Origin of the sequence: Psychrobacter sp. DM8, assembly GCF_051307025.1 — a bacterium.
Lineage (GTDB): Bacteria > Pseudomonadota > Gammaproteobacteria > Pseudomonadales > Moraxellaceae > Psychrobacter.
Map to the genome: position 1 here is coordinate 2,449,161 of NZ_CP195538.1, position 25,140 is coordinate 2,474,300.

Sequence of the window (25,140 nt, forward strand, 5' to 3'; positions counted from 1 at the left end):
TATTTTTGATCGCTCTGTGCTGTCAATTGACAGCCCTTTAACCAAAAACGTATTTGGTCACCATCGCCAAACATACTAGGACAATCACTGGACGAATCAGCTTGCTGCCGCCTTTGACCACCATATGTGAGCCAAAATATGCGCCGATGATCTGTCCGACCATCATCGCAAGACCCACTTTCCACAGCACATTACCGCCCAAAATAAAAAATATCAGTGAGCCTATATTGGTCGATAGATTTAGCACCTTTGCCGCGCCTGTGGCCTCAATAATCTGCCGACCGCGCAGCGCCACATTCCCTAGTGCAAAGAACATCCCTGTGCCTGGGCCAATGTAACCATCATAAAAGCCGATGAGTGGCGCGACTACTTTTTGCCATTTGCCCTCTGAGATACGCGGCGCGGCTTCCACCTCCCCTAGATTTGGCGCAAACAAAGTATAGATACCGATAGCGGCAATCAAAAAGGGAATAAGCGTCTCAAGCAGATCTGGCGGCGACAACTGTACGGCAATCGTCCCTATGACTGAGCCGATGAACGCGGCGATAATCGCCACTTTAATACGGGCAGGCTTTACCACGCCCTTTTTTATCATAGTGATGGACGCCGCAAGCGCCCCTGACGCTGCTTGCAATTTATTGGTGCCAAGGGTGAGTACAGGCGGAATATTGGCAAGGAGCATGGCAGGTATGGTCAGCAAACCGCCGCCGCCTGCGATAGCGTCGATAAAGCCTGCTAACGCCGCGACTGCCGTTAGCATCAAAATCACTTCTAAAGATAGCGATATATCCATAAAACTTGCCTTAGTATTACCATCAGATGTATCGCTAATGAGATATTAATGCCGAATCAATAGCACTATAAAAATGGTGAAATCAAGCAAAGTCTGTTAAATTTGGTATAACTGACTCACTAACGCTTACGCACACTATCATGTCAACGCGTTATATTCTATGATAAAGACTTTGAAGATTTGCGATCAAACAGCACGCTATTATAAAAGAAAACAAGCATAAGAATATTAAAAATTTAGCTATCACACTCAAATATATAGGCAATCTAAACACGCTATTATCATTTTTGATACGAAGGTTTTGATAAGTATTATCAAATAAGATGGTATAAAGGTCGTCATTTGAGTGTAGTGTATATTTTGCAGATGAGGATTTTATGGCAATACGACGGATCAAGGCATTTTTTGAATTTGAGGCGGCAGGCGGTATTATTTTAGCCCTAGCTGCCATTGCTGCAATGATTATTGCCAATACCCCACTGAGCGAATGGTATAACGGCTTTATTCATGCGCCCGTTGCTATCCAATTTGGTGATTTTGAGATTGCAAAAGATGCACGGCATTGGATCAATGATGGTCTGATGGCGATTTTCTTTTTTTTGGTAGGACTTGAGCTCAAACGCGAAGTTTTGGTTGGCGAATTATCCAATCTCAAACAAATCATTTTGCCTGCAGGCGCGGCTGTCGGCGGTATGATTGCCCCTGCTATTGTGTACATCCTGTTTAACTACCATGAGCCTGAGTACCTCAAAGGCTGGGCGATTCCTGCTGCAACCGATATTGCGTTTGCGCTTGGTATTTTAAGTTTACTAGGCAATCGCGTCCCCAACTCGCTCAAGATATTTTTGGTCTCTATTGCTATCTTTGATGATATTGGCGCCATCTTAATCATTGCGCTATTTTATACCAATGATCTATCCTTGTTCTCTTTAGCGGTTGCAGGCGCTTGTTTGCCGTTCTTATACATCCTTAATCGCCGCAACGTGACCAATATTACGCCTTATATTTTCTTTGGCATTATTATGTGGATTGCTGTGCTCAAATCTGGCGTCCATGCGACTTTGGCAGGGGTTGTTTTGGCTTTGTTTATCCCGATGTTTGATCGCACTGATCCTGAGCACTCGCCCTTAGAGGAGCTTGAGCATGATCTACACAACACCGTCGCCTTTGCTATTTTACCGCTGTTTGCTTTTGCCAACTCAGGTATCTCCCTTAAAGGCGCAGGCGTCGCTGAGCTGTTTCACTCGGTTCCGCTCGGTATCGCCGCAGGCTTGTTTATCGGTAAGCAAGTTGGTGTTATGGCGATGTGTTGGTTGATATTCAAACTGGGTCTCTCAACCATGCCAAAGGCGATGAACTTTAAGCAAATCTACGGCGCAGCCTTGCTTTGCGGCGTAGGCTTTACGATGAGTTTGTTTATCGGTGGTTTGGCTTTTGGCGGCGGTACGCCTATGTTCGATGAGCGCTTAGGTATCATTATGGGTTCAATCGTCTCGGGGGTTGCAGGTTATCTGATGCTCAAGTACACGCTAAAAGAAGAGGTCAGCAATACTTCTGTTGATTTGACTCGCCATTGATTTTTCGCTAAACAACAGGCGTATTACCAGTCCAGAAATCAACGCAAAACTGGTAATACGCTACCAATTTATGACACACGCTTACTATTAAAGTCACGCATAATGGTACATTACTATTATGACTGCAAAAGACCCCAATGACTCCTACGACTCTACTATAATGTCCAAGACTACTAGCACCAAGACGACTAGCGCCAATTATCGGCGTCATGGACGCACAACGTCTATCGATGACCATAGCGATTTACAAGTGCTGCGCCGTATCAAGCGCTATTTATTGCCCAAAGACTTTGTCATCTCGCAGCGCCTGCTCAATGAGATCGTCGCAGGCTACGATATTGGCGACCCTATTGCTGATAGCTTGGCAGGTGACGGTATACGGTTTGCCAAGCCATTAGAGCAATCCATTTTGGGCAACTCTACACCCGATACCCGTACAGCCAACCACCCCTCTTTTGTCGCACTAACTGAGCAGTTCAGCGCGCAGCCCTCTTGGTTTGATCCTAAACTTGCTGAGATAGGCGCTATTGCTTATCGGCGCTATCCTTTAATGCTGATCTGGCTACTGCGTAACGTGGCACTTATGGCAGGCTATAGTATCCCAGCGCTATCACTACCGCTATTGCAAACTGGCGCGCTGATGCATGATGCGCTGCCGCGTCTGATGCGCACGTATGCTTATATCCTCGCCGTATCTGAGCATCCGCAGTTGTCAGATGACACGCGTAATATAGACCATGTGCTCGCTGTTGGCTCGGAGGGTTGGCGCCAGTCCATCAAGGTGCGTCAAGTACATACCTTGGTACGTCAGAGCCTGCTTAAAGGCAAGCTTAAACTATCAGATGATGTGATCGCACACAAGGCTCAGCACCATAATGCAGATGGGAGTTGGAATAGCGATTATTGGGGCATTCCGATCAATCAGACTGATATGATTGCCACTCATTTACAGTTTTCACTGCTGATTATGCGCGGTCTTAGATTGCTTGGTGCACGCATGAGTAACGAGGAGGCCGAGGGCATTTTGCACTTATGGAATCTTGCCAGTTATTGGATGGGGGTGGATTTGGAGCGCTTGCCAAAAGATGAGGCAGCCTGCTGGGAGTGGCTCTATACTTACCTGTCTATTCAGCAGCTTGATTTTAAAATGGGACAGCCTTTGGCTAAGGCGCTGCATGATTTGCCGCGTCAGCTGATGGGCGAGGACAATCGCCGCGGACGCTTTGTTGAGATGGTCAATGCCAGTGTCACGCGTACCCTTGTTGGCGATGATATTGGCGATGGTTTAGATCTGCCCAAATCAAAAATTCGCTTTGGCGTGCTATCCTCTGTGCCGATTTTGTTTGCCTTAGATACCGCGCGCCAGCACAATGCTGCCGCCGCGCGTAAGCTTGAAGCGTTTCGCGCTAAGCGTCAGGATAATATGAACTGGTGGCTCAAAAAGAATGACAACTATTATAAATAGCTGCATAAGGGTGGGTCGCATTTAACGACCAATATCTAGGCCAGACTCTTGCATGCGGTAGTACCATTCCAGTTGCCTATCAAAGCCGGTCTCAAGTAAGCTTGCCAATACTTTACCAGTAAGCCCCCAAACAGTCTCGCCTTCAATCTGCCAGCTGGGCGTTACGATAGTCGCGGTCTGCTCCATCATCGTATACTCGATGGCATACTCGATAGTCGGCTGAGTTATTAAGCGCTCAAAGTCTGCCCAAAATATCCGTGAAATCTCCCCAATCTCAGGCACTAACTCTAAATTTGGCTCAATCAAAGCCACAATTGGGCGTACGCTCATGCCACTCTTCGAGGTTTGGATGGGCAATTGACCTAGCAGTTGCACCTTATTCGGTGGTAGCGCGGTCTCCTCACAGGCCTCACGCAGCGCAGTTATTACATTGTTACCGTCATAATGCTCATGCTTACCGCCGGCGCAAGACACCTCACCTGCGTGGCTGTTCATGTGCGCGGCGCGGCGGGTCAAGAGTAGTCTAGGACGCGCCTCGTTAGTGATGGCGACCAATATTGACGCATCTGCAATAGGCGTCTGATACAGACGCTCTAAAATACGCGCGCTTTGAGCAGCGTGATCGGTATCATGGCGCAAAGCTTGCGTCATGTGACCAAGCATATCGTACTGTACACGCTCAGCCAATTGCCTGAGCACGGGCTGGTGGATATAGTCGGGCAGCGCCACTGACAAATCATCAGGGAGAATAAGCTGCTGCGGTATGGTCATTGTTATTGCCCTATAAGTTTAAAATGAGTACTAAATGTCATAACGTTATTATCAACGAGAATCAAAAGGCTCTATCTTTGATGTATAAAATATCTGCGCGTAGTAGAATAGCCGCGCTTTGATATTTGTTGTTAGATGATTTAGGATACCCCTGTGAATAAGATTTTTTCATTGAGCAAGATGCAAGGCAAGCTCGATGACTGCCCTCAAAGATTGCCACTATTTATTATCGTACTCGCTTGGCTTGGAGGTACGCTTGCTACAGCAGCACTTGCACTAATAGGCAACTGGCAAAACGTGGCTATGATTTTGGGATCTTTTGGTGCCAGCTGCTTGCTTATCTTTGCTTACCCAGAGAGTCCTTTTGCCCAGCCTAGAAATATCGTCGGCGGTCATTTTATTACGACCTTGACCGGCTTAACCTTTATGACCTTGTTTGGTATTGAATGGTGGAGCCTGGCTCTCGCTGTCGGTACGGCTATCGCGCTTATGCTATTGTTTCGAGTACCGCACCCACCAGCAGGTTCAAACCCGTTAATCGTGATGCTCGGTGGGGTCAAATGGCACTTTTTGATTACGCCAACGTTGATAGGAGCAATCGCTTTAGTGATAGTCGCCCTAATTTATAATAATATTGGTAGAGGTCGACACTATCCAAGATATTGGTAAGGGTTCACGACTTTAAAACTGCATTTGAAAGACCACATCAGTACAGACTAGCTGACTTTGACACTTGCTGCATGGGCTTTGTGTGACTACGCATTACTTACTCTTTTTTTAAAAGCTTGCTGCGTATAACACCAAGGCTCAAGCGATATAATAAATTAATCTACTGATACCTGAACGCTACTGGTATAACTCTTCTTTGCTGTACATTTTGTACTAAAAAAGCCTTAAATTATACTAGTATCATAGGGTTCAACTGTATATTACCAGTGCGCGTTTAAGGGCTGATGACAAATGGTGTATTCCTGTTAGCAGTGCTCAGTTTGCTGCCAATTTGTGCTATCTTAGATTGATAAGAGCGCAACCTCTAAAATTTATCAAAAAAGGCTGTAACTATGCAATTTTGTCTCAATTGTGGCCATGAAGCTGAGCGCAAGATACCTGCCACTGACAATATGCCGCGCTTGGTTTGCCCCAACTGTCAATATATCCACTATGAGAACCCAAAGATGATTTGCGGCTCCTTAGTCATCCATGAGGATAGAGTATTGCTGTGTCGCCGAGCGATTGAGCCGCAATATGGGCTGTGGACGATACCCGCAGGCTTTATGGAAAATGGCGAGACGATGGCGGAGGGCGCTGCTCGCGAGAGCTTTGAGGAGGCGGATGCTGTCGTCATCAACCCGCAGTTATACTGTCTGTATGATATCCCTGATATTGGTCAAATATATGTCATTTACTTATGTGATCTAAAAGACGGCGCTTATGGCATTGGCTCTGAGAGTCTCGATACGGCTCTATTCAAAGAAGAAGATATTCCTTGGGATGAGATCGCTTTTGAAGCGGTACGCCGGACTTTGACCAGCTATTTTGCTGATCGCAAACAGTTTGACGAGGTTAAGCAGTTCCCTATCCATCAAGACTATATCGGTAAAGACAAGAGTATTAAGCGTTACTAAAAATGGTTATATTAAGCACATAATAAGCGATTCTATTTAATCAAAAAACCGCCATCCTAATAAAGACGGCGGTTTTCTTGTATCTATGACTAAACCCACCTCTTAGCTCTTAATTTTACATACTTTAAAGCCTAGCGCCTTTATATCTTCTTCTTTATCAAAGGGTGCAAGCACTGAGCGCACGTGCTGTTGGCCTTGTAGATACTGCCCAGCGACGCGCTGTAAGTCTTGAGTCGTGACCGCTAGTATCGCCGCGCGCATTTTGCGTTGCCACTCAGGACCACGGTGATGTAGATTAGTGAAACAAGCTTTGATTGCCTCGCCTGCAGGTGAACCTGGCTTATCCATACCAGAGATAATCCCAAGTATCGCCTCCTCTAACTGCTCATCCGTTTGCGGCTCATTAATTAGCCACTCGATACTGGCATCAAAGTGCGCGAAAGTCTGCTCACAATGCGGATCACGGTAACTAAAGAATTTAAAGGCGCAGGCATTGGCATCATAACCCGCGCCGCCGCCATAAGCGCCGCCGCGCTCACGAATAGCGCTATGCAAATAGCCATTACGCAAATAAGGCGCTAATACCATTAAGGCTGCAGTATCTGGATGATCAGCGGCAGGGACAGTGTAGGCGCTAGCGTTATGATAGACATTGGTGGCGACAAGCCAAGCAATATCCTCTACGATAGGATTATGCTCAAGTCTATGCGCCGCGTCCACCTCGCCATTAAGCGCAGAATCTAGAGTCAAAGCGCTAAATTCGCTTGGAATATCAGCATCCGTTAACGCAGGCTTCACGCTTGATGCCGCACTGTCCTTCCAACTATCAACGATAATCTGACTTAAACGCTCAGTTTGCTCAGCTTCACAGACGATAATGGCGTGCTTAGGTAGACTGATTAGACGCTGATGTAAGTCCATCAAGCTCATTGCAAGCTTGTCCCATTGCGCCGCGTCGTCGCTGGCATGACTCAAGAAGTCCTTGAGTGCGTTTAATGCTGGTAGGCCGCTACGAACGTATTCAAGCTGCGCTTGGCGGCTCATGCCGCGACTGGCCGTTTGCAGCGCGTAGGCGTGACCTGCGCCAGCAAGTCGTGACTGCCAACTGGCCGCGCGCTGCTGCAAGATCTCTTTGATACGATCGTGCTCACTAAAGACACTATGCTCCATGACTTCTTTGAGCAGATCAATCGCCTCAGGCTTACGATTAAGCGCGCGTGTTGCGACCACAAAGTAGCTGCTAATCGTTTGGCTATCATCGATGCTAGTACGCTGGCTAATACGCGCGGTAACGCCTGAGGAATGCGCCGCTTGTTTGGCTTGCATCTCATAAGCATCTAGCGAGTCTGTACCAAGCTCTGATAGTAAGCTTAAATAGATCGGCAATAGCGGATGATTGATAACATCGTTAGCAGGCAAATTATCCACGTTGGCTGCGTTGATCACATCCGTGAGTGGCACAACGACTTGATAATAGTACAAGCCATTGGTGCCCGCTTCGTATTCAAACAGTGTACTGTCTTGACCGCTTAGAATAACTGGCTTTTGCACGCCTTCTTTAAAGCTGATATCAGTTGGTACATCTTCTAAGCCGACCTTGGGCAATATACTCACATCATCAGGGGCCGCCTGACGCGCGGCTAAATCCAGTGCTTGTTTTTTTAAAATATCCTTATCATCAGCACTCAAATCCATCGCTATCGTATCAAGGCGTACTTGCTCCGCTGCGATCAGGCGCGCCGACTTCTCTCTATCAGGCGCCATAGTGACACGGACGCGGTGCGTATTGTCCAGCAGATGGGTTTTGATTAAGTTTGGCAGCCACTGCTTATCCTTGACTTGCTCGCGCAGCCATAATAGGTGCTCATCGACTTCCCATACATCGATAGGGTTGCCGTCATGAATGGCAGTGCTAAAGCCTTCTAATAATAAATTTAGACCATACGGCATACTATCGCCGCCAATATGACGCTGATCGATCTCAATCTGATGCAAGATAGTTTCAATCGTTTCATCATCGACAGGTCGGCTTGCCACATCGGTTAATAAGTCGATAATCCCCTGCTCGACCGCTTCTGCGTGTTCAGGCTCAGAGCCACGAAGACCAGTATAAAAAACCATCTCATAATGACTATCATCGAGTCCCAATAGCGGACTTGGCGCGCGGCCTAGCGCATGACTGTCCAAATAGGCGCGTAGTGGCGAGCCAGCATGCTCAATCAATACGCCCTCCAATAGGCGCAGTGCAAGGCGCTGCTTGGGATCAGTAATCGACGGTAGCAACCAAGCCACCACATGATGAGTCTGATTGGGCCCTGCCTCGTCAGCAGTATACGTGTCGGTTGCACTAATCGGCGCCGGCAAGCGCACTTCTGGACGCGACACATGCTTTTGACCGGTCTCAAATTCAGCCAACGCGTCTTTGTGTATTTTCGCTTGCGTCTCACGCACTGGAATATTACCAAAGCTCATAATTACACTGTTTGACGGATGATAGTGACTCTTATGGAACTCAACAAGCTCTGTATGGGTCAAATCAGGAATGTCCGCAGGATCGCCGCCTGAGTTGTAATGGTAAGTGGTCGTTGGAAACAGATGATGGGCGACCGTATGATAGAGCTGGTCAATCTCCCCGCTCATCGCGCCTTTCATCTCATTGAAGACAATACCCTTAAATTGCGGCTTATCCTCTTCGTTTAATTCGACACGAATACCTTCTTGCGCAAAATCAAGCGGATGAATATTGGGAAAAAACGCGGCATCAAGGTAGACATCTAACAAGTTAAAATAGTCGTTTTTATTTTGCGTGGCATAAGGATACGCTGTCCAATCCGCCGCCGTCATCGCATTCATAAAGGTATTCAAAGAGCGCTTGATCATCGAAAAGAACGGATCACGTACAGGGAACTTTTTGGAGCCGCATAATGCGACGTGCTCAAGGATATGCGCCTCGCCTTTTGAATCCATTGGCTGAGTCCGAAACCCGACCAAAAACGCATTTTCGTCACTAGGATGCGCCAAATGATAATGCATCGCGCCCGTCTTGACATGCTGGCTGATGAGAACGTCTATCGAGAGCGCCTCAATATGACGATGCTCGATCAGCTCGAATGCTGGGTGCAAGGTCAAGTCGATATCAGCTTGTGTTTGGGCATGTATATCAGTGATCGTGTCGCTCATAGTTATCCTTATTGTTTATCGTTGTGCTTTTATTGGCAAAATACATTTATAAATATCGTCGCTGTGAGATGGGGCTTGCGCGGTGATAAGTCAAGTCAGACCTTAGCTCTCAATTGTTATATTCGCCACTTCTCTTCACTCTTTAAAAAAGTAAAAATACCGTCTTTTATAACCCTAATTAAATTATGGATTTAATCCTTAACAATGCTTAGTGGTGCTGTTACTATCAAGGTAGCCATTTTATAAATAATAAGGAGCATGTTATGAGTTATCAGCATATTTTACTGGTTACCGATTTATTATCAGATGCCGATATCGTCGCCGAGCGCGCCAAACGCATTATCGCAGGCTCGCCTGATACTAGGTTATCGGTACTGCATATCGTCGAGGATGACATGATACGCTTCGGTTATGAGCTCATTCCAGCGTCGAGCTTATCAGGAGAAAAAGATGGCGCGCATTGGCAAGCCGCCCGAGCCAAATTGGCACAGTTTTTGGAGCGTAATCAATTAGAGGCGGTCAACTCTGAGGTCACCGCCGCTATCTCTAACGACAAAGGGATTGTCAAATACTGCCACGAAAAAGAGGTTGATCTGCTCATCATTGGGCGTCATGAGCGCCGCGGTATCGCCGCTTGGCTAGTAGGTGCCACCGCCGATAACATCTTACCCAACGCGCCGTGCGATAGCTTAGTCGTCAAGCTTGATCAGCCAGTACCTAAATAGTGAGACCATTATAAATAGCTTAAAGTAGAAGCTAAGATAGACAAGCTCTACTTAACAGCGGCTAGCAGTGGTGCTATAGTAGATACTATCTGCCATGAGGACAACATAATGAAATATGAGCATATTTTACTAGTTACCGACCTGCTCTCTGATGCCGATATCGTCGCGCAAAAGGCCAAACGTATCGTCGATAATCGCCCAGGCTCTAAGCTATCGGTACTCCATATCGTCAAAGACACGATGGTCGGTTTTGGCTACGAGCTAGTACCCGCCTCCAGCCTATACGATGAGATCGATGATGAACGCTGTCAAGAAGCACGAGCGAAATTGGCGCAGTTTTTGGAGCGTAATCAATTAAATGCAGAAACCTCTCAAGTGACTACTGCCATCTCAAGTAGCGAAGGTATTGTAAGCTACTGTCACAAAAACGACGTCGATCTACTGGTTATCGGTCGTCATAAACGCTCAGGGATTGCTGCTTGGATAAGCGGGGCGACTGCTGATAATATCTTGCCAAACGTGCCTTGCGACAGCTTCGTGGTTCGGCTTGATAAGCCTGTGACAAGGTAATGACTTGATATAAGTATTTAGCTTTAATAGATAAAGTAAAAGCGCGATATCATCAGTGATGTCGCGCTTTTTTTGATCCTAGTGCAATCACTGCTGCTCAATAATATCGATAAAGGTTTGCCAGATAGGGCTTTGGTGCCGAGCCTTATGCCATACCAGCCACCATGTGCGTGATAGATCGATACTGGCAACTTTAACTTGTACCAGCGACTTTGTAGCAAGTTCTGTCTCAATGATATGCTGCGATAGACAGCCTAGTCCAATATCAGCGCTGACCATATTTTTGATGGCCTCAGACTGACTTACCGCGCGAATCACCTCAGCATTTGGCAGATACTGCAATAACTGCTCATCGATTATTTGCCGCGTGCCAGATCCCGCCTCTCGTACCAACAACGGCCGCGTCGCTAATTGCCCAAGGGTAAGCGTATAACTATCATCATCACTCTTAGCAATATCTGTCAGCCATTTACTATCATGCTTAGCAAATATGATGAGCTTGTCGGTACGCCAAGCGCGCTGCTCAATCACTTTACTATCGCTTGGCCTTGGCATACCCTCCACCAGTGCAATATCGATATTAAGCTGCTCAATCTCGCTAACGACTTCTTGCGTGTTAGCGATATAGGTCTCGATGTTAGCTTCTGGCAGCGTCTTATACATCTGGGCCAAGAGGCTTGGCAACACATAATTGCCAATAGTGGTACTCGCGCCAATATGCATCTGCCCTGCTTGATGCTTATGATAATGCTCAAGCGTCAAGGCTTGTCCAAGTAGCGCTTGCGCTTGAACATAGATAGGCTGAGCGTTGGCATGAGGGGTGAGCCTACGTCCTACGCGCTCAAACAGCGGCATCTGCAAGCGCGTCTCCAAGGTACTGAGCGCACTACTGACCGCTGATTGTGATAGATGCAGCTCTTTACCCGCACAACTGGTGCTGCCTGTCTGATAAATACTCACAAACACAGCTAGCTGCTTTAACGTAATCTTCGGTACGGTCTGCGGCGCTTTTTTCATCGTCTTTATACCCCACAACTTGTCTCTATACCCTACAGTTTACAAGAGCTACTAGCCTATTAACCCAAAAAACAAATAGGTTCTATCTTATCAATCTGTTTTTATTATATATAACCTTTATCTATACTGTTGACTTATAAAAGCTACCATTAAGCTAATAGTCATATCAGCTTAATCAACAGTAAGCAAGGTAAATACTAGATTAAGTAAATACTAGATCAAGTAAATACTAAGTAAGGCAAATTATGAAGGCGATGAGTCAGACCCTTGGCAGTTATGTCCCCAGCAAACCTCAAGGGTTAGGACTGGTTGTCGTGTTGCTTGGTAGCCTATTTAGTTTATGGCTTGATAGTCGTATCACCATCTGGTCAGAGGGCGCTATAGTTGGCCTCTCGCCCCTCACCCTCGCGATCTTAATCGGTATCGTACTCGGCAATACCATCTATCCGCGTGTTGCCGATAGCTTGAGCGCGGGCGTAAACTTCTCAAAAGGGGAGATTTTGCGTCTAGCGATTATGCTCTATGGCTTTAAGCTCACCCTCACGCAAGTAGCCTCTGTCGGCATGCCTGCCATCATCAGCGATGCTGTAGTACTTACTTCAACATTTCTATTAACCTATTGGCTCGGTACAAGGTGGCTTAAAGTCGATAAGCAAACGACAATGCTCATTGGCTCAGGGGCGAGCATTTGCGGGGCGGCCGCTGTTATTGCAGCCCAGCCTGTGATTAAAGCTGACGCGCACAAAGTTACTATCGCTGTCGCAACCGTAGTCGTCTTTGGCACAGTTGCTATGCTGCTCTATCCGTTTTTGTATCATTTAGGCTGGCTTGCCCCGTGGCTTAATGCGCAGCAATACGGTATTTATACGGGTTCAACTGTTCACGAGGTCGCGCAAGTCGTCGTCGCGGGCAATGCTATCAATAGCGATGTCGGAGACACGGCAGTCGTGACTAAGATGATACGAGTCATGATGCTCGCGCCTTTTTTACTGATACTCTCTTTCGCTTTGACCAAAGGCAATCAAGCAAGCGGCGATAAGCTCACGCTGATACAGCGTACACGGCAAGTCAAAGTGCCTTGGTTTGCCTTTGTTTTTATTCTTATCGTAATTTTGCACACTTGGGTGCCTATGCCCGATAGCTTTGAGCGGACGATAGTGCGAGTAGATGATCTGCTACTGACGATGGCGATGTTTGCGCTAGGACTGACGACGCATCTAGGCGCTATCAAACAAGCAGGTATCCAGCCGTTGCTACTAGGCGCGATAATGTTTGCTTGGCTGATATTAGGCGGCGGGCTGATCAATATTGGGGTTAGCTTTCTTTGATACCTTACAGAGTAAATCCTCTACTCTATTGTTAGCTATAAGGTAGAGGGCGTCTTTATTTATACTAATTGGCAGGTTACGTCGCTAACTACACTCTACAAAGACAACAGCAACCTCTTAAACCTTAAATGTTAGACCAAAAAAAACGAACCCGAAGGTTCGCTTTTTAAACATAGTGTTCTCTATGATTTATCTATAAAAAGATAAATTAGATAGCAACGATGTTATGAGCTTGTGGGCCTTTTTGACCTTGAGTTACAGTGAACTCAACTTCTTGACCTTCAGCTAAAGTTTTGAAACCAGAACCAGTGATTTCGCTGTAATGAGCAAAAACGTCTGCGCCGTTTTCTGGAGCGATAAAACCAAAGCCTTTAGCTTCGTTGAACCACTTAACTGTACCTTTTTGAGTATCTGACATAGTAATAACCTACTTTTTAATTTATTAATGGTCTAAATGACCGGTAACGCTTGCAAATAGCTACTGTACGATAAATATTAAAACGAAGGATTATAACTAATACTACGAGGTAATGATTTGGTGCAGAACTGCTTTTAAGCTTGGGCGTATTATAAGACCCTCTAGATACTAGCGCAAGCCTTATCTCGTATTTTGTGTAACTGGGACTGAGTGCTTGATTTGTTGGACGATGACACCCTTATTATGCATTAGGCAAACGAAATAGATAGATAGCAACGCCCGTACACATCGCCGCAACGACCCACGCTACCCAAACCATATCCTCTGGCAGGTTAAAAAACAGCATCGTCGTCGATAGCGCCATCATGATAGTCCCAAGCCACTTAGCGTAACGTGGCACCGCGTGACTGTGCTCCCAATCGCGCACAAACTTACCAAAATACTTGTGATTGATCAGCCAAAAATGAAAGCGCCGTGAGCTACGCGCCCAGCACCCTGCGGCAAGTAGTATAAAAGGTGCAGTCGGCATGACCGGCAGTAGCACACCGATAATCCCTAACACAAAAAATAACCAGCCCAGCGTCAAAAAAGTCCAACGCATGGCAGGACTAGCAGACTGATTGGTACGCGGGCGATGATAAAAGGCTTTTTTTTCGCTCATAAGATGACGTCGTTGGGTGATAGAGAGTAGGCCACTAAATAAAAAATTACAGCGATCTATAGAAGCTAATAAGCTTGCAACAAAGCCTACCAGAGCACAAGATTATTTTTATAGCTTTATGTTATATCCCGAGCATTAACATCATCTTAGAGGAAGTAATAGGCGCCCAAAAATAAATAGTTTTTTGCGTAAATAATAGTAGGAGAATCTTAAAAACTCATGCATAATTCGCCGTTATTGGACTATTGTTCTTTACAGTTAGCTATTTACTATCGAGCTTATTTTCACCTCTTAACTTTTATGCTGTTTACAAGGATATTTATGGTCACACGGTTCACTCTCCCCTCAGCCAAAGCGCTTACCCTACCCTTAGCCCTTGCCGCTATCACTGTATTTAGTGGCTGTGCGACAACGACGAGTCCAGAAGCACGCCAAGCTTATGACAAAACCCAGCAAAACCTAAAGTCTCAGTCAGTTGGTATTATCAGTGACGGTTGTGTACTGCGAGTTGAGGTCGGTAAAGACGATATTATGTATCAAAACTCTGACGCCCTCTCTGTTGCTATTGCCAATACGTTGAAAGAGAGACTCACTGACAAAGGAGTGACTGTAAAAAATATCTCCTCCCCTTTTATCTGCGGCGCTTTGACACAAAAAGAGTTGGCACAAATGGACATTTTGGCTAGTGAAGATGCCAAAGATGTGTTGAACACTGATTATCCAGTACTTAGCTCCAGTAATACCTTTGATGGTGTCACCAATCAAGCGTATTTAAACCTATATATGGCACTAGTTAATGCTAGTAAAGCCGGCGCAAGCAATATGAAAACAGGTTCATATACACCGCTTAATCTAGACGCCGCCAGCTTAAATGCTATCCGCAAAACTGAAGGTACAAACAAAGTATTCGTCGTTTTAGCCGCGGCTAACAAACAGTCATTTGGTCTAAAACTTGCTGCGGCCTCTACATCGCCACTAGCAGGTGCGATGATCAATAGAGCGCCTGGCAAAGATTACTCGATTCATCTGGTCAATTTAGAAACCAATCAAATTGAGTGGAATAAATTTGGTAAGATTGATTCTGAAGTATTCAAAGCGCCAGTAACAGGTACTATCGCAACCAAAAAAATGCTCGACCCGCTATACCCTGAATAAGTCTATAGCCTTAGCAACAAAAAACCGCTCACAATTCATACTGTGAGCGGTTTTTTGTTGCTAACTTTAAATACAACAACCTTTATACCAAGATAAGCGCCAATATCGCAAAGACTAAAAAGTAAGCAAAAACGCCACCAATAGCGTATAGCGATTTGATCTCTTTGCCGTCAGCACCGCGCAGTCGAGCCAGCGTATAACCGAGCTTTAGAATAGAAATGGTAAAAAAGTAAAACGCTAAGATAAGCAGTACGATACTAATGGTAAAAATAGCCAAAGAAGATAGAGGGCCAAAAAAGGTCACGGTACCCGGAAACAAGGTTTCGCCCTTGATGATCAGTACCAATAATACTATCGCTACGCCCGACGCTGACGCATGAAAAAACAGCACATCATGAAACGTCGCATCCTTTTTATAAAAACTCGTCTCAATCTCAAAAATATCACCCTTAGCAGGCTTTCTTGGGCGCGAGTCTCTGGCAAGAATTGACTTGTAACTGTTGATGTTACTCACAGTAATCAAAAAGGCGAAAAAGGTCAGGGCAATCCAAAAGACAACATATATATTTATGATAGCGATTACTCCAATACAAATGAGAGAAGGACTTAACTATATCTAGGTATCAAATTTTGTAGTTGTTATTATATCGCTTATAGCGCAATCGATATAGTACAGATACATCTTATCAGCTTGCCAATACGATTTTGTAAAAAAGTGCGCAACTGTATGGCGTTATTGTAGTAGTGAAATGGTTAGGTGTTATAAGGTTTTAGTAAAAAATTAAGGATAACTCTCCCAATAGTCAGCAATCACCGCAGGCAAGCAATACGGCTTGGGCATCACGGTAATGGCAACGGGTATCAATATGGTTTTAATCACCCCGCCCCCGCGCGCACACTCTGCTGAGTCTTTGATATCGTAATAGACGATGCGTAAGGTGTTCTCAGGACAAATATCAGAACAAGTGAACTCCTCAACGACGTCTATTCCGTTATGTATGCCTATCACTGATTTTGAGGTATTAGGTAAGGGCTGACGGTTATCATTCTTTGCAATCCTTATCAGATCGGCGTCCGATAAAGTGTTTTTGTCTGAGGTTGGAGCATTGTTTATAGATGGTGAAACGCATGCGCTAAGGCTGGTTATCAAGATACTCAAGGTGAGCAGTTTAGTGATTTGCATGGCGTCTCTCCTTTGACTGACTGTTAGACTTCCATTCTATAATTAATAGTATAACAGTTATAAAAAAACCGCTACAACGTGATGCGGTAGCGGTTTATTTGCCCTAGGCAAACTAAAAACTGAATTTTAGATACTAAGGGTGAGTTGTGGTTTAATTATAGGACTACAATCCGTGTTATGCAAATACGCATAATTTTACCTAAGAGGTAGCATATTTTGCTACTATAAATACATTAAAACTGACTAATTTCGCTTACTGATTGCATTTACTATGCATTTACTAATGGGAGGGCGATATGACTGATAAATCAACGTTCGTCCTAAAATTATCTGGTATTGATTTAGATAATATCAAAGCAGGTGATATTGGTCGTCTGCTCAATGATTTCTGTAAATTATTAGGCGATGATCATCTATATTTTGAGAGTATTTACTCAGGCTCTGCTGTTTTAAAAGTAAAGACAGAACCTGAATACTATACTGATAAGATTGAAACGCTTAACTCAAACCTCGCAAGTAAAGCATTAGACGATATTCATAAAGTCATACGCCGCTATTCACAGACCTTTACTGATATTGACGCTGCCATATTTGCCAGTCGAAGCGCTGTAAATGACGAAGATATGGATCTGGTGCATCATATTGAATTTCGCAAACCCTTATCCCATAGTTTTGAGCAGTCAGAAACCTTTATAGGTAAGTTACTCAGACCTGCTCACGGAAAAGATGACACTGATCACTTCACTATTTTATTGGGTAACGATAATAATATCTCGGTCTCCGTTCCCAAAGGCTTATCTTATGAGCTAGCGCCTCACTTAGAGTCTCTTTGGCGTTTTGAGAGTCTTGTTAAATTTACCGGTACGGCCTGCTATGAGATTCAGCAAGGCTATACCTTAATTTTGAAAAGTTTTAACGCGACAGGTTTTGAGATCATTGAAAATAAAGCAACGGCAAAGTCTTGGATAACTGACTTTGTAAGCTATGGCAAAAGTGGCTGGCAAGATGACGACGATCCTATTACTACATGGCTTGAGGAACGTCATTTATGATGGTGATGGCGGACAATAATTTTCTGATTAAGCTGGTTGATGATAAAGAGAGTTACCGACTATACATGCAATCCCTTGAACGCGGCGAGATTTTACTAGGATTATGCACTCCTGTCATTGCTGAGTTTTTAGTCAAAGATGATAATTTTGACCGCGCAACCTTTTTATCTAAAGTAAATAGCTTTGTACAAATTTTCGATTTTGATATGAAATCTGCTGTTTTGGGTGCAAAGATATTTCGAGATTTGTTAGATACAGACTATATCAAGCAAAATAATAGTCAACGGCAAGTTATTAAGGTCGATATTCAGATTATCAGTATCACACTCGCTAATGGCATCTCTAAGCTCTATACCGCAGATAAAGGAATAATAGAGATTATCGAACATCTAAAATTACCGATTGAGATCGTTAATTTCGAAAATGATGAGTTAATGGGGTTGAGTTTGTTTAAGGGTGGTGAATAGAAAGTTTGCTTTTTTCTTTATTTAAAGTCTCTGCCAATGTTATAAAATAACCCTACCCTTCATCTTCCATCAACTTATGCAGCAGCTCATTAAGACGTACCTCAGCAGGTTTGCCGTCCTTTTGTAGCCATTCAAACACTTCGTCATCGACGGGCAGACGTTTCTTGGTGAACTTGCCTCGCACCGCATGACTCCAGTCCAATTCTTCAGGAGCATCAGATAAGTCAATGGGACGGTCTTTTAAGGCTTCAAGACGCTCTTTTTGTTCAGTAGATAATGATGGAATATCATCTTTATGAATAATCTTTCTAATGATTGTCATAGTAAACCCTCTCTTCTTGTGAGGTAGCCTCTCTAACTGTAATTAGTCTGACAACCTCGCGGTCTAATTCATCATCATATAACAAATGCCCGATAAAGAGTAATACAGCATTGTGTACGCGCCCGAGGGTGCGCCAACGCTGTTCACCATCTACCACTTGATGAGTCTGGGTAAGAGCATAAGGATCTAAATAGGCATTGATAGCATCTTCAAGTAGCAAGCCATGTTTTGCCAAATTAGTCTGACTTTTATCGTCATCCCATTCAAATACAAGGTAGTCGTGCTCCAATCTTCCCATTTAATACGCCCATAGCTAGGATTTGATTAAACTACAACGCCCTTAACTCTTCCATCTGCTTATCCACAGCCTTAATCTGCCCTTCTAACTCAGCCAGTTTCGCCTTTTCCGCATCGACCACTTCCGCAGGTGCTTTACTGACAAAGCCTTCATTACCAAGCTTACGCGCGATACCGTCGGCTTGCTTCTGTATTTTTTCATGCGCTTTGCTTAGACGTGCCAGCTCAGCGGTTGGATCAATCAGACCTTTCATCGGTACTAACACGCGTAGCTGCCCAACCATACTTGATGATGACAATGGTACGTCATCACCGTCTTTTAGTATCTCTAAGCTCTCTACTTTGGCAAGCGCTTTAAACTGGTTTTTGATACGTGATAGACGCGCATCTTCCTCACTAGAGATATTTTGTAGGAGCACTGGCAGGCGTACCGCATTGCCGAGTTTCATCTCACCACGGATGTTACGGACGCTGGCGATCAGCTCTTGTAGCCATGCCATATCCGACTCGATTTGCTCACTGATTTGGGCGCTATCGGTTTGTGGATAGTCAGCGATAACGATACTGTCGGTATGCTTGCGATCAAGTAGCGGTGCAACCGTCTGCCAAATCTGCTCAGTCAAATACGGCATGATCGGATGGGTAAAACGCATGGCCGTCTCAAGCACATGCAAGAGCACGTAGCGGATTTGGGCTTTACGCTCATCCGTCACCGAGTCATCATTGAGACTGGCTTTGGCAAGCTCAACGTACCAGTCACAGTATTCATTCCAGATAAACTCATAGATATCTTGGCTGACCATATCGAGACGATACTGGGTAAAATGCTGATGAATGTCTTTGATGCTGGAGTTTAGACGACTCATAATCCACTTTTCGGGTAATTCCCACACCTCAGGATTGGGCGCTTGGTCGATAGGTAGCGCGTTGCTGTCTTTATCCACGCAGTTCATCAGTACAAAACGGCTAGCGTTCCAGATTTTATTACAGAAGTTGCGATAGCCCTCGACACGTTTAAGATCGAAGTTGATATCACGCCCGGTACTGGCTAAGGAGGTAAAAGTAAAGCGCAACGCATCGGTGCCGTAGGCTGGGATACCTTCTGGGAACTCTTTACGCGTTTGCTTCTCAATCTTAGCCGCGTCTTTGGGATTCATCATATTGCTAGTGCGTTTTTCAACTAGCGCTTCAAGGTCGATACCATCAATTAAATCGATCGGATCTAAGACGTTACCCTTAGATTTGGACATCTTTTGCCCGTTGCCATCACGCACGAGGCCATGGACGTAGACGGTCTTGAACGGGACTTGCGGCGTGCCATCTTCATTTTTGACAAAGTGCATGGTCAGCATAATCATCCGTGCGACCCAAAAGAAGATAATGTCAAAACCAGTCACCAAGACGCTAGTCGGGTGAAAGGTCTCAAGCACGCGCGGATCAGCATTCGGGTCTGCCCAATCAAGCGTACTAAAAGTCCATAGCCCTGAGCTAAACCAAGTATCGAGGACATCATCATCTTGGCGCAGTTTAACATCGCGGCTTAAATTGTATTTACTACGCACTTCGGCTTCATCACGCGCCACATAAATCTCACCAGTCGCATCGTCATACCATGCAGGGATACGATGCCCCCACCACAGCTGACGGCTAATGCACCAGTCTTGCAAGTTGTTCATCCATGCCATATACATGTTTTTATATTGGGCAGGGACGAACTCGATGCTACCGTCTTCGACCGCGTCAATCGCTGGCTGCGACAGCTTATTCATAGCGACATACCACTGATCGGTCAAAAACGGCTCGACGATAGTGCCACCACGCTCAGCACGCGGCGCTTTTAGAGCGTAGTCCTCGATGTCCTCAAGCCAGCCTTCGCTTTTCGCTTGCTCAACGAGTACCTTACGGGCGGCAAAACGTTCAAGCCCCGCATACTCGTTAGGCGTACTCTCAAGCGCAGGCTCGCGCTCTTGCAAGTCGGTATAGACCTCCATCTCAGCTAAGACATTCGCGCGCTCATCTAAGATATTGATCAGCGGTAAGCTATGACGGCGACCCAATTCATAATCGTTAAAGTCATGCGCTGGGGTGATTTTGACCACGCCCGTACCGAAGTCTTTTTCGACATAATCATCGGCAACGATAGGCACCACGCGGTTTGTGATAGGCAAGGTAATGGTTTTACCGATTAAATGCGTATAGCGCGCGTCCTCTGGATTGACCGCGACCGCAGTATCACCAAGTAAGGTTTCAGGACGCGTAGTAGCGACGACGAGATAATCCTTACCGTCTTGGGTAGTTAAGTCTTTATCGGTAAAAGGATAGCGAAAATGCCACAAGCTGCCCTTTTCGTCGACGTTTTCGACTTCCAAATCTGACAGCGCCGTTTGAAATTTCGGATCCCAGTTGACCAGACGCTTACCGCGATAAATCAGCCCTTCATCAAATAGACGCACAAAGACTTCTTTGACCGCGTTAGACAAACCGTCATCCATAGTAAAGCGCTCACGCGACCAATCCACTGAGCTGCCAAGCCTGCGGATCTGCGTCGTAATGCTGTCGCCCGACTCTTCTTTCCATTCCCAGACTTTATCGATGAAGTCTTCGCGGGTCATGTCGCGGCGTTTGATACCTTGAGCTTCCAGACGACGCTCAACGACCATCTGGGTAGCAATACCCGCATGATCGGTGCCCGGTTGCCACAGCGTATTATCGCCATCCATACGGTGATAACGAGTGAGCGCGTCCATAATCGCATTATTAAAGCCGTGACCCATATGCAGGGAACCTGTGACATTGGGCGGCGGCAAAGCGATAGAGAACGACTCATCACGATCAAAAGTCGGTTTAAAGTAGCCGCTATCCTCCCAGTCTTGATACATGCCCGCTTCGACATCGCTTGGATTGTAGGCGTTTTCTAATTGATTAAGGGCGGCTTGAATCGATTGGGTGAGATTGGAGTTGTTAGTATTGGGATTGCTCATAGTTTTATCTTTTATTAATTAAAAGTAGACATAATAAGTGGTAGAGTGATTTTAACGCAGATGACAGGATTTTGTTAGGTGCTAAGATGATTTAGCGCCGATTGAGTATGACTTAACAATCAACAACAGCAATGCCCCTAATATTTAACATAGTCTATAAGCGTAACTCTCTACACTAGCAGTCTATTATAGAGTCAGTTATCAAGCGAGCGTATTGTGACCCAAGAGAGCAAACAGACTAAGAGCAACGATCCACTCACCTCATCAGAGCATTTGGCAGATGGCGCGACAGACCTCGATGGCACCATCAAGGACGAGGATTTTCCTGAGCAGATCAGCGATGCCGACAAAGAGACGATAAAAAAAGTCGCCAGCGATGACAATCTAAGTCAAGCCAAAAGTTACGCGAGTATCTTAGTTGAGCAGGTTATCGATGCCAAGGAGACCTTTGATCGCTCTTTGGGTTCTTTATTTACCAGTGCCTTTACCGCAGGGCTAGAGATTGGCATTAGCTTTTTTGTCATTCTCTCCGCCTTTGCCTTGCTCACTCAGGTCATGCCTAATAACTTTGCTATGGTACTCTCTTCCTTGCTGTATCCGATAGGCTTTATCATCGTGGTTATCGGGCAATCTTTACTGTTTACCGAGCAGACATCACTACTAAGTTTACCGGTTATCAATAAGATTGAACCGGTGAGTAAATTGCTGCGGCTGTGGGGCATTGTTATCGCGGGCAACGTGGTCGGCGGTTGTCTGTTTGCCGCCCTGATGATTGGCTTAGGACTCAACATGCATCTATTTAGCGCAAGCGATATCGATGCTTACGCCGAGCATATTTTGGGGTTTCGCTGGTGGGTTATTTTTGGCAGTGCCGTACTGGCTGGCTGGATGATGGGCATTGCCGCTTGGCTAGTTACCTCAGCGCGCGATACCATTAGCCGTATTTTACTCGTCACTTTGATTACTGGAAGCATTGGGTTTTTGGGTTTGCATCACAGTATCGTCGGTAATATTGAGATATTCTCCGCCCTACTCTATGGCAATACGGTTAGTCTTGGGCGCTATCTTGTGTTTTTAGCCATTGTACTGGCTGGCAATACGGTCGGCGGTGTGGTGTTCGTCGCTGTCCTCAAAAACCGCACCTTTTTGTTTGATATTGCCAAAGCCAAAGAGCAGGACAAAGAAGCTAAAGTCGATAAGATTGCTCGTATTAATGGCCGTAGACGCTAAAGCGAGTCATCATTCAAAAACAGGCTTATTTTTATTGCATATATAATCAAAAAAGCCCTATGTCATAGCGTATTTCGCTACGATATAGGGCTTTTTAAGTGCTCAAAACAGTCGTTTATTTTAAACTGCGACTGCTTGCTCTCTTCTGAACTTAGCGCTAAATACTCTGACCATAATACCTGCGGTCAAGAACATAATGAGCGTATAAATCGCAGGTGTCATCGACATATCGTAGTTCGATAATAAGGTAAGTGCCATAAAGATCGATAAGGTACTGTTTTGCAAACCAACCTCCATCGTGATAGAGGTTCTTTGCGTCAAGCTCAAACCAAACCACTTACTACTATAGTAACCAATCGCCATCGTCACCACATTTAGAATCAACGATACAGGCCCTGTATCAATAAGAGCATCAACGATGATATCTCGCTGCACGTAACTCAAAAACACCACCAAAAAGGTCAAAAATATCACGCCAAAACGCGAGACCAGAACTTGTGAGCTATCGGCAACCCTTGGCGCAAAACGCTTAATCAACATACCGATGCTAATAGGCAAAATAGTAATGACAAACAACGACACCATAGTCTTGACAATCGGCAGCTGAAACTCGGAACCTGCGCCCATAAAGTGAATGAGCGAAAAGCTTAATACGATAGGAATGGTAAATACAGTAACGACGCTAGCAATCGCGGTCATCGTGACTGATAGCGCCACATCGCCTTTGGCTAAAAAGGTAAATAAGTTGGAGGTCGTGCCACCAGGACAGAGCACGAGCAGCATAACACCGACTGCATATTCCGGTCGTAATGGCATGATATTGGCTAAGGCAAAACCGATAATCGGCAGTAAAATAAGCTGATTGGTCAGACCAATGCTGACCGCCTTTGGATACTTTAATACTCGTTTAAAGTCGTTGGTGATAAGGGTCATGCCCATACCCATCATGATCAAAAACAGACAGATAGGAATAACAACAGAATTGACTAAGGTAACTAATTGAACACTTTCCATAACTACATCCATGTAGATAAGACCAATTATCGGTCAGTTTATGAGAGCCGCCTGAGGCGCTATCTTTTGCACTTTCATCAATAAGAATAAAGGCGATAGCGACTGGCAAACGTAAGCCAGTATAGCGTTGTCATAGGCGAGTTGTGGCGTTGATTGCGTTACTACTCAGTCAGTTATAGGCTTTTGTAATGAGAGATGTGGCTTGAGAAGTAAATAAGAGGGTAAGTATTAAGAGAGTAGGCAAAGTGCTAGGGTATAACTATTTGGCATGCTCTAGCTGTTCAACGTGCTCTAGCTATAAGGTTGAGTAGTAGTGTCAGTACTAATGACTGCTGTACCATATGCGATAGCCTCGACCATACTGCCAAGCTGATTGATATTAGTGACCTCTAAGCGTAGCCCGTAAACGTGATTGTAGCCTTTGCTTTGAGCCTCAGTACGCATTCGCACTAGTGCTTCACGGCGGGCGCGATCGAGCAAGGTTTCATAAGTGGTCAGGTTTTTGCCAAATAGGCTTAAGATTTTGGCGATAACCATCTTAAAGTAGTCTTGTGCAATAACCACGCTACCAAGTACCAGCTCGCCTTGTGTCCCTGTCGACAAGCTAGGACGGTAAAAACGCTCGCTTGAGACTACAATATGACGCAGATCGTTCTCTGACACCTTCAAGCGCGCCAAATGCTGACGTTCATGACGCATGCCAAAAAACCACCCTACTACAAATAAGATAAGTAGCGGCGCGTAGTTGATTAGGATTTGGCTCATAGAGTTGTTCATGGACTATCTCTTATCTCAACGCTTTAACGTCGTCTTAGCGCCAAAGCGTTAAGCCTATTCATTCGCCAAAAGGATTAAAACGCGGCAAGTCATCAGTTGGGGTTTGCGTAGGATTTGGGGTTTGCCCAATCTGACTATGTTGCTGATGAGCCGACTCATCTACTCGCTGCTGCATAGGTATCGCCTTGACCGCTGTGCCATAAACAAACAGCTCGGAGGCGCCTTGAGCGATACTAGAAGTCGAAAAACGCAGACCTACAACCGCATCCGCGCCAAGCGCTTCAGCTTTTATGATCATGCGATCGATCGCTTCTTGGCGCGACTCCTCTAATAACTCGGTATAGGCGGTCAGCTCACCGCCGACGATATTTTTGAGGCCAGCAAACAGATCTTTGCCGACGTGTTTTGAGCGCACCGTACTGCCATACACCACATCCAAGCGCTCAGTGATTTGGTAGTTCGGTAAATGCTCAAGATTGGAGAGTTGTACCGCCATGGTATTGCCTTTTTAGTGACTGTATCAAATGTAAGT

General features: G+C 45.3%; 25 protein-coding genes. 11 read left to right on the plus strand and 14 right to left on the minus strand.

Going from position 1 to position 25,140, the window contains the following annotated elements; all coding sequences use genetic code 11:
• Positions 1 to 37 precede the first annotated feature (37 nt).
• A complete protein-coding gene (locus tag ACR64J_RS10495) occupies positions 38 to 793 on the minus strand; it encodes a TSUP family transporter (RefSeq protein ID WP_317199204.1) in 756 nt (251 codons plus the stop codon).
• A 377-nt stretch (positions 794 to 1,170) separates the two neighbouring features.
• Here ACR64J_RS10495 and nhaA point away from each other — a divergent pair, with 377 nt between their 5' ends.
• Together nhaA and ACR64J_RS10505 are read left to right on the plus strand one after the other, a co-directional pair.
• On the plus strand, positions 1,171 to 2,370 hold the full coding sequence (nhaA, locus tag ACR64J_RS10500) for a Na+/H+ antiporter NhaA (RefSeq protein WP_435949648.1): 1,200 nt from the start codon (positions 1,171 to 1,173) through the stop codon (positions 2,368 to 2,370).
• A gap of 160 nt (positions 2,371 to 2,530) precedes the next feature.
• Positions 2,531 to 3,835, plus strand: coding sequence for an oxygenase MpaB family protein (locus ACR64J_RS10505; RefSeq protein WP_435949649.1), 1,305 nt, complete (start codon positions 2,531 to 2,533; stop codon positions 3,833 to 3,835).
• A 21-nt stretch (positions 3,836 to 3,856) separates the two neighbouring features.
• Here the strand turns inward: ACR64J_RS10505 and ACR64J_RS10510 are convergent, their stop codons facing one another.
• The gene (locus ACR64J_RS10510) at positions 3,857 to 4,606 is read right to left on the minus strand and encodes an NUDIX hydrolase (protein ID WP_435949650.1); all 750 of its coding nucleotides are present in this window, start codon (positions 4,604 to 4,606) and stop codon (positions 3,857 to 3,859) included.
• A gap of 153 nt (positions 4,607 to 4,759) precedes the next feature.
• On the opposite strand from ACR64J_RS10510, the gene ACR64J_RS10515 reads away from it, so the two are divergent.
• Both ACR64J_RS10515 and ACR64J_RS10520 read left to right on the plus strand, forming a co-directional pair.
• Complete coding sequence (locus ACR64J_RS10515) at positions 4,760 to 5,275, plus strand: HPP family protein (RefSeq protein ID WP_435949651.1); 516 nt, start codon at positions 4,760 to 4,762, stop codon at positions 5,273 to 5,275.
• A 392-nt stretch (positions 5,276 to 5,667) separates the two neighbouring features.
• Positions 5,668 to 6,231 carry an NUDIX hydrolase gene (locus tag ACR64J_RS10520; RefSeq protein ID WP_435949653.1) on the plus strand — a complete coding sequence of 188 codons (564 nt, stop codon included), beginning with the start codon at positions 5,668 to 5,670 and terminating at the stop codon, positions 6,229 to 6,231.
• Between the two features lie 102 nt (positions 6,232 to 6,333).
• On the opposite strand, the gene ACR64J_RS10525 is transcribed toward ACR64J_RS10520, so the two are convergent.
• Complete coding sequence (locus ACR64J_RS10525) at positions 6,334 to 9,411, minus strand: insulinase family protein (protein ID WP_435949654.1); 3,078 nt, start codon at positions 9,409 to 9,411, stop codon at positions 6,334 to 6,336.
• 263 nt (positions 9,412 to 9,674) lie between these two features.
• Between ACR64J_RS10525 and ACR64J_RS10530 the strand changes: the two genes are divergently transcribed.
• Positions 9,675 to 10,136, plus strand: a complete 462-nt coding sequence (locus ACR64J_RS10530; protein ID WP_435949655.1) for a universal stress protein — start codon at positions 9,675 to 9,677, stop codon at positions 10,134 to 10,136.
• A gap of 108 nt (positions 10,137 to 10,244) precedes the next feature.
• Positions 10,245 to 10,706 (plus strand): universal stress protein, encoded by a 462-nt coding sequence (locus ACR64J_RS10535; protein WP_317199212.1) that lies wholly within the window; start codon positions 10,245 to 10,247, stop codon positions 10,704 to 10,706.
• Between the two features lie 87 nt (positions 10,707 to 10,793).
• Here ACR64J_RS10535 and ACR64J_RS10540 read toward each other — a convergent pair whose 3' ends face one another.
• Positions 10,794 to 11,723 (minus strand): LysR substrate-binding domain-containing protein, encoded by a 930-nt coding sequence (locus ACR64J_RS10540; RefSeq protein WP_435949656.1) that lies wholly within the window; start codon positions 11,721 to 11,723, stop codon positions 10,794 to 10,796.
• Positions 11,724 to 11,968: 245 nt separating this feature from the next.
• Between ACR64J_RS10540 and ACR64J_RS10545 the strand changes: the two genes are divergently transcribed.
• A complete protein-coding gene (locus ACR64J_RS10545; RefSeq protein WP_435949657.1) occupies positions 11,969 to 13,051 on the plus strand; it encodes a YeiH family protein in 1,083 nt (360 codons plus the stop codon).
• A 208-nt stretch (positions 13,052 to 13,259) separates the two neighbouring features.
• Here the strand turns inward: ACR64J_RS10545 and cspE are convergent, their stop codons facing one another.
• On the minus strand, positions 13,260 to 13,469 hold the full coding sequence (gene cspE / locus ACR64J_RS10550; protein WP_192524164.1) for a transcription antiterminator/RNA stability regulator CspE: 210 nt from the start codon (positions 13,467 to 13,469) through the stop codon (positions 13,260 to 13,262).
• Positions 13,470 to 13,710: 241 nt separating this feature from the next.
• Positions 13,711 to 14,130: a YbaN family protein gene (locus tag ACR64J_RS10555; RefSeq protein ID WP_317199215.1), complete on the minus strand. Its 420-nt coding sequence runs from the start codon at positions 14,128 to 14,130 to the stop codon at positions 13,711 to 13,713.
• 321 nt (positions 14,131 to 14,451) lie between these two features.
• Here ACR64J_RS10555 and ACR64J_RS10560 point away from each other — a divergent pair, with 321 nt between their 5' ends.
• The gene (locus ACR64J_RS10560) at positions 14,452 to 15,285 is read left to right on the plus strand and encodes a hypothetical protein (RefSeq protein WP_317199216.1); all 834 of its coding nucleotides are present in this window, start codon (positions 14,452 to 14,454) and stop codon (positions 15,283 to 15,285) included.
• An 82-nt stretch (positions 15,286 to 15,367) separates the two neighbouring features.
• On the opposite strand, the gene ACR64J_RS10565 is transcribed toward ACR64J_RS10560, so the two are convergent.
• Together ACR64J_RS10565 and ACR64J_RS10570 are read right to left on the minus strand one after the other, a co-directional pair.
• Positions 15,368 to 15,799 carry a hypothetical protein gene (locus ACR64J_RS10565; RefSeq protein ID WP_317199217.1) on the minus strand — a complete coding sequence of 144 codons (432 nt, stop codon included), beginning with the start codon at positions 15,797 to 15,799 and terminating at the stop codon, positions 15,368 to 15,370.
• 267 nt (positions 15,800 to 16,066) lie between these two features.
• A complete protein-coding gene (locus tag ACR64J_RS10570) occupies positions 16,067 to 16,468 on the minus strand; it encodes a hypothetical protein (RefSeq protein WP_435949658.1) in 402 nt (133 codons plus the stop codon).
• 296 nt (positions 16,469 to 16,764) lie between these two features.
• On the opposite strand from ACR64J_RS10570, the gene ACR64J_RS10575 reads away from it, so the two are divergent.
• Both ACR64J_RS10575 and ACR64J_RS10580 read left to right on the plus strand, forming a co-directional pair.
• Positions 16,765 to 17,520: a hypothetical protein gene (locus ACR64J_RS10575; protein WP_435949659.1), complete on the plus strand. Its 756-nt coding sequence runs from the start codon at positions 16,765 to 16,767 to the stop codon at positions 17,518 to 17,520.
• A complete protein-coding gene (locus ACR64J_RS10580; RefSeq protein WP_435949660.1) occupies positions 17,517 to 17,987 on the plus strand; it encodes a hypothetical protein in 471 nt (156 codons plus the stop codon). The genes ACR64J_RS10575 and ACR64J_RS10580 overlap by 4 nt, the downstream gene beginning before the upstream one ends.
• 52 nt (positions 17,988 to 18,039) lie before the next feature.
• Here the strand turns inward: ACR64J_RS10580 and ACR64J_RS10585 are convergent, their stop codons facing one another.
• The 3 genes from ACR64J_RS10585 to ACR64J_RS10595 are packed head-to-tail and all read right to left on the minus strand — an operon-like array spanning position 18,040 to position 21,587.
• Entirely contained in the window at positions 18,040 to 18,309 is a 270-nt protein-coding gene (locus ACR64J_RS10585; protein ID WP_435949661.1) for a hypothetical protein, read from the minus strand.
• Positions 18,296 to 18,607, minus strand: a complete 312-nt coding sequence (locus ACR64J_RS10590) for a BrnT family toxin (RefSeq protein ID WP_435949662.1) — start codon at positions 18,605 to 18,607, stop codon at positions 18,296 to 18,298. The genes ACR64J_RS10585 and ACR64J_RS10590 overlap by 14 nt, the downstream gene beginning before the upstream one ends.
• A 31-nt stretch (positions 18,608 to 18,638) precedes the next feature.
• On the minus strand, positions 18,639 to 21,587 hold the full coding sequence (locus tag ACR64J_RS10595; RefSeq protein ID WP_435949663.1) for a valine--tRNA ligase: 2,949 nt from the start codon (positions 21,585 to 21,587) through the stop codon (positions 18,639 to 18,641).
• A 216-nt stretch (positions 21,588 to 21,803) separates the two neighbouring features.
• Between ACR64J_RS10595 and ACR64J_RS10600 the strand changes: the two genes are divergently transcribed.
• Positions 21,804 to 22,817 carry a formate/nitrite transporter family protein gene (locus tag ACR64J_RS10600; RefSeq protein WP_317199221.1) on the plus strand — a complete coding sequence of 338 codons (1,014 nt, stop codon included), beginning with the start codon at positions 21,804 to 21,806 and terminating at the stop codon, positions 22,815 to 22,817.
• Between the two features lie 120 nt (positions 22,818 to 22,937).
• Here the strand turns inward: ACR64J_RS10600 and ACR64J_RS10605 are convergent, their stop codons facing one another.
• The 3 genes from ACR64J_RS10605 to ACR64J_RS10615 form a co-directional block, all read right to left on the minus strand.
• Positions 22,938 to 23,831, minus strand: coding sequence for a bile acid:sodium symporter family protein (locus ACR64J_RS10605; RefSeq protein WP_317199222.1), 894 nt, complete (start codon positions 23,829 to 23,831; stop codon positions 22,938 to 22,940).
• A gap of 291 nt (positions 23,832 to 24,122) precedes the next feature.
• The gene (locus ACR64J_RS10610) at positions 24,123 to 24,608 is read right to left on the minus strand and encodes a YbjQ family protein (RefSeq protein ID WP_317199223.1); all 486 of its coding nucleotides are present in this window, start codon (positions 24,606 to 24,608) and stop codon (positions 24,123 to 24,125) included.
• Positions 24,609 to 24,666: 58 nt separating this feature from the next.
• Positions 24,667 to 25,104 carry a YbjQ family protein gene (locus ACR64J_RS10615; protein ID WP_317199224.1) on the minus strand — a complete coding sequence of 146 codons (438 nt, stop codon included), beginning with the start codon at positions 25,102 to 25,104 and terminating at the stop codon, positions 24,667 to 24,669.
• Between the last annotated feature and the right edge of the window lie 36 nt (positions 25,105 to 25,140).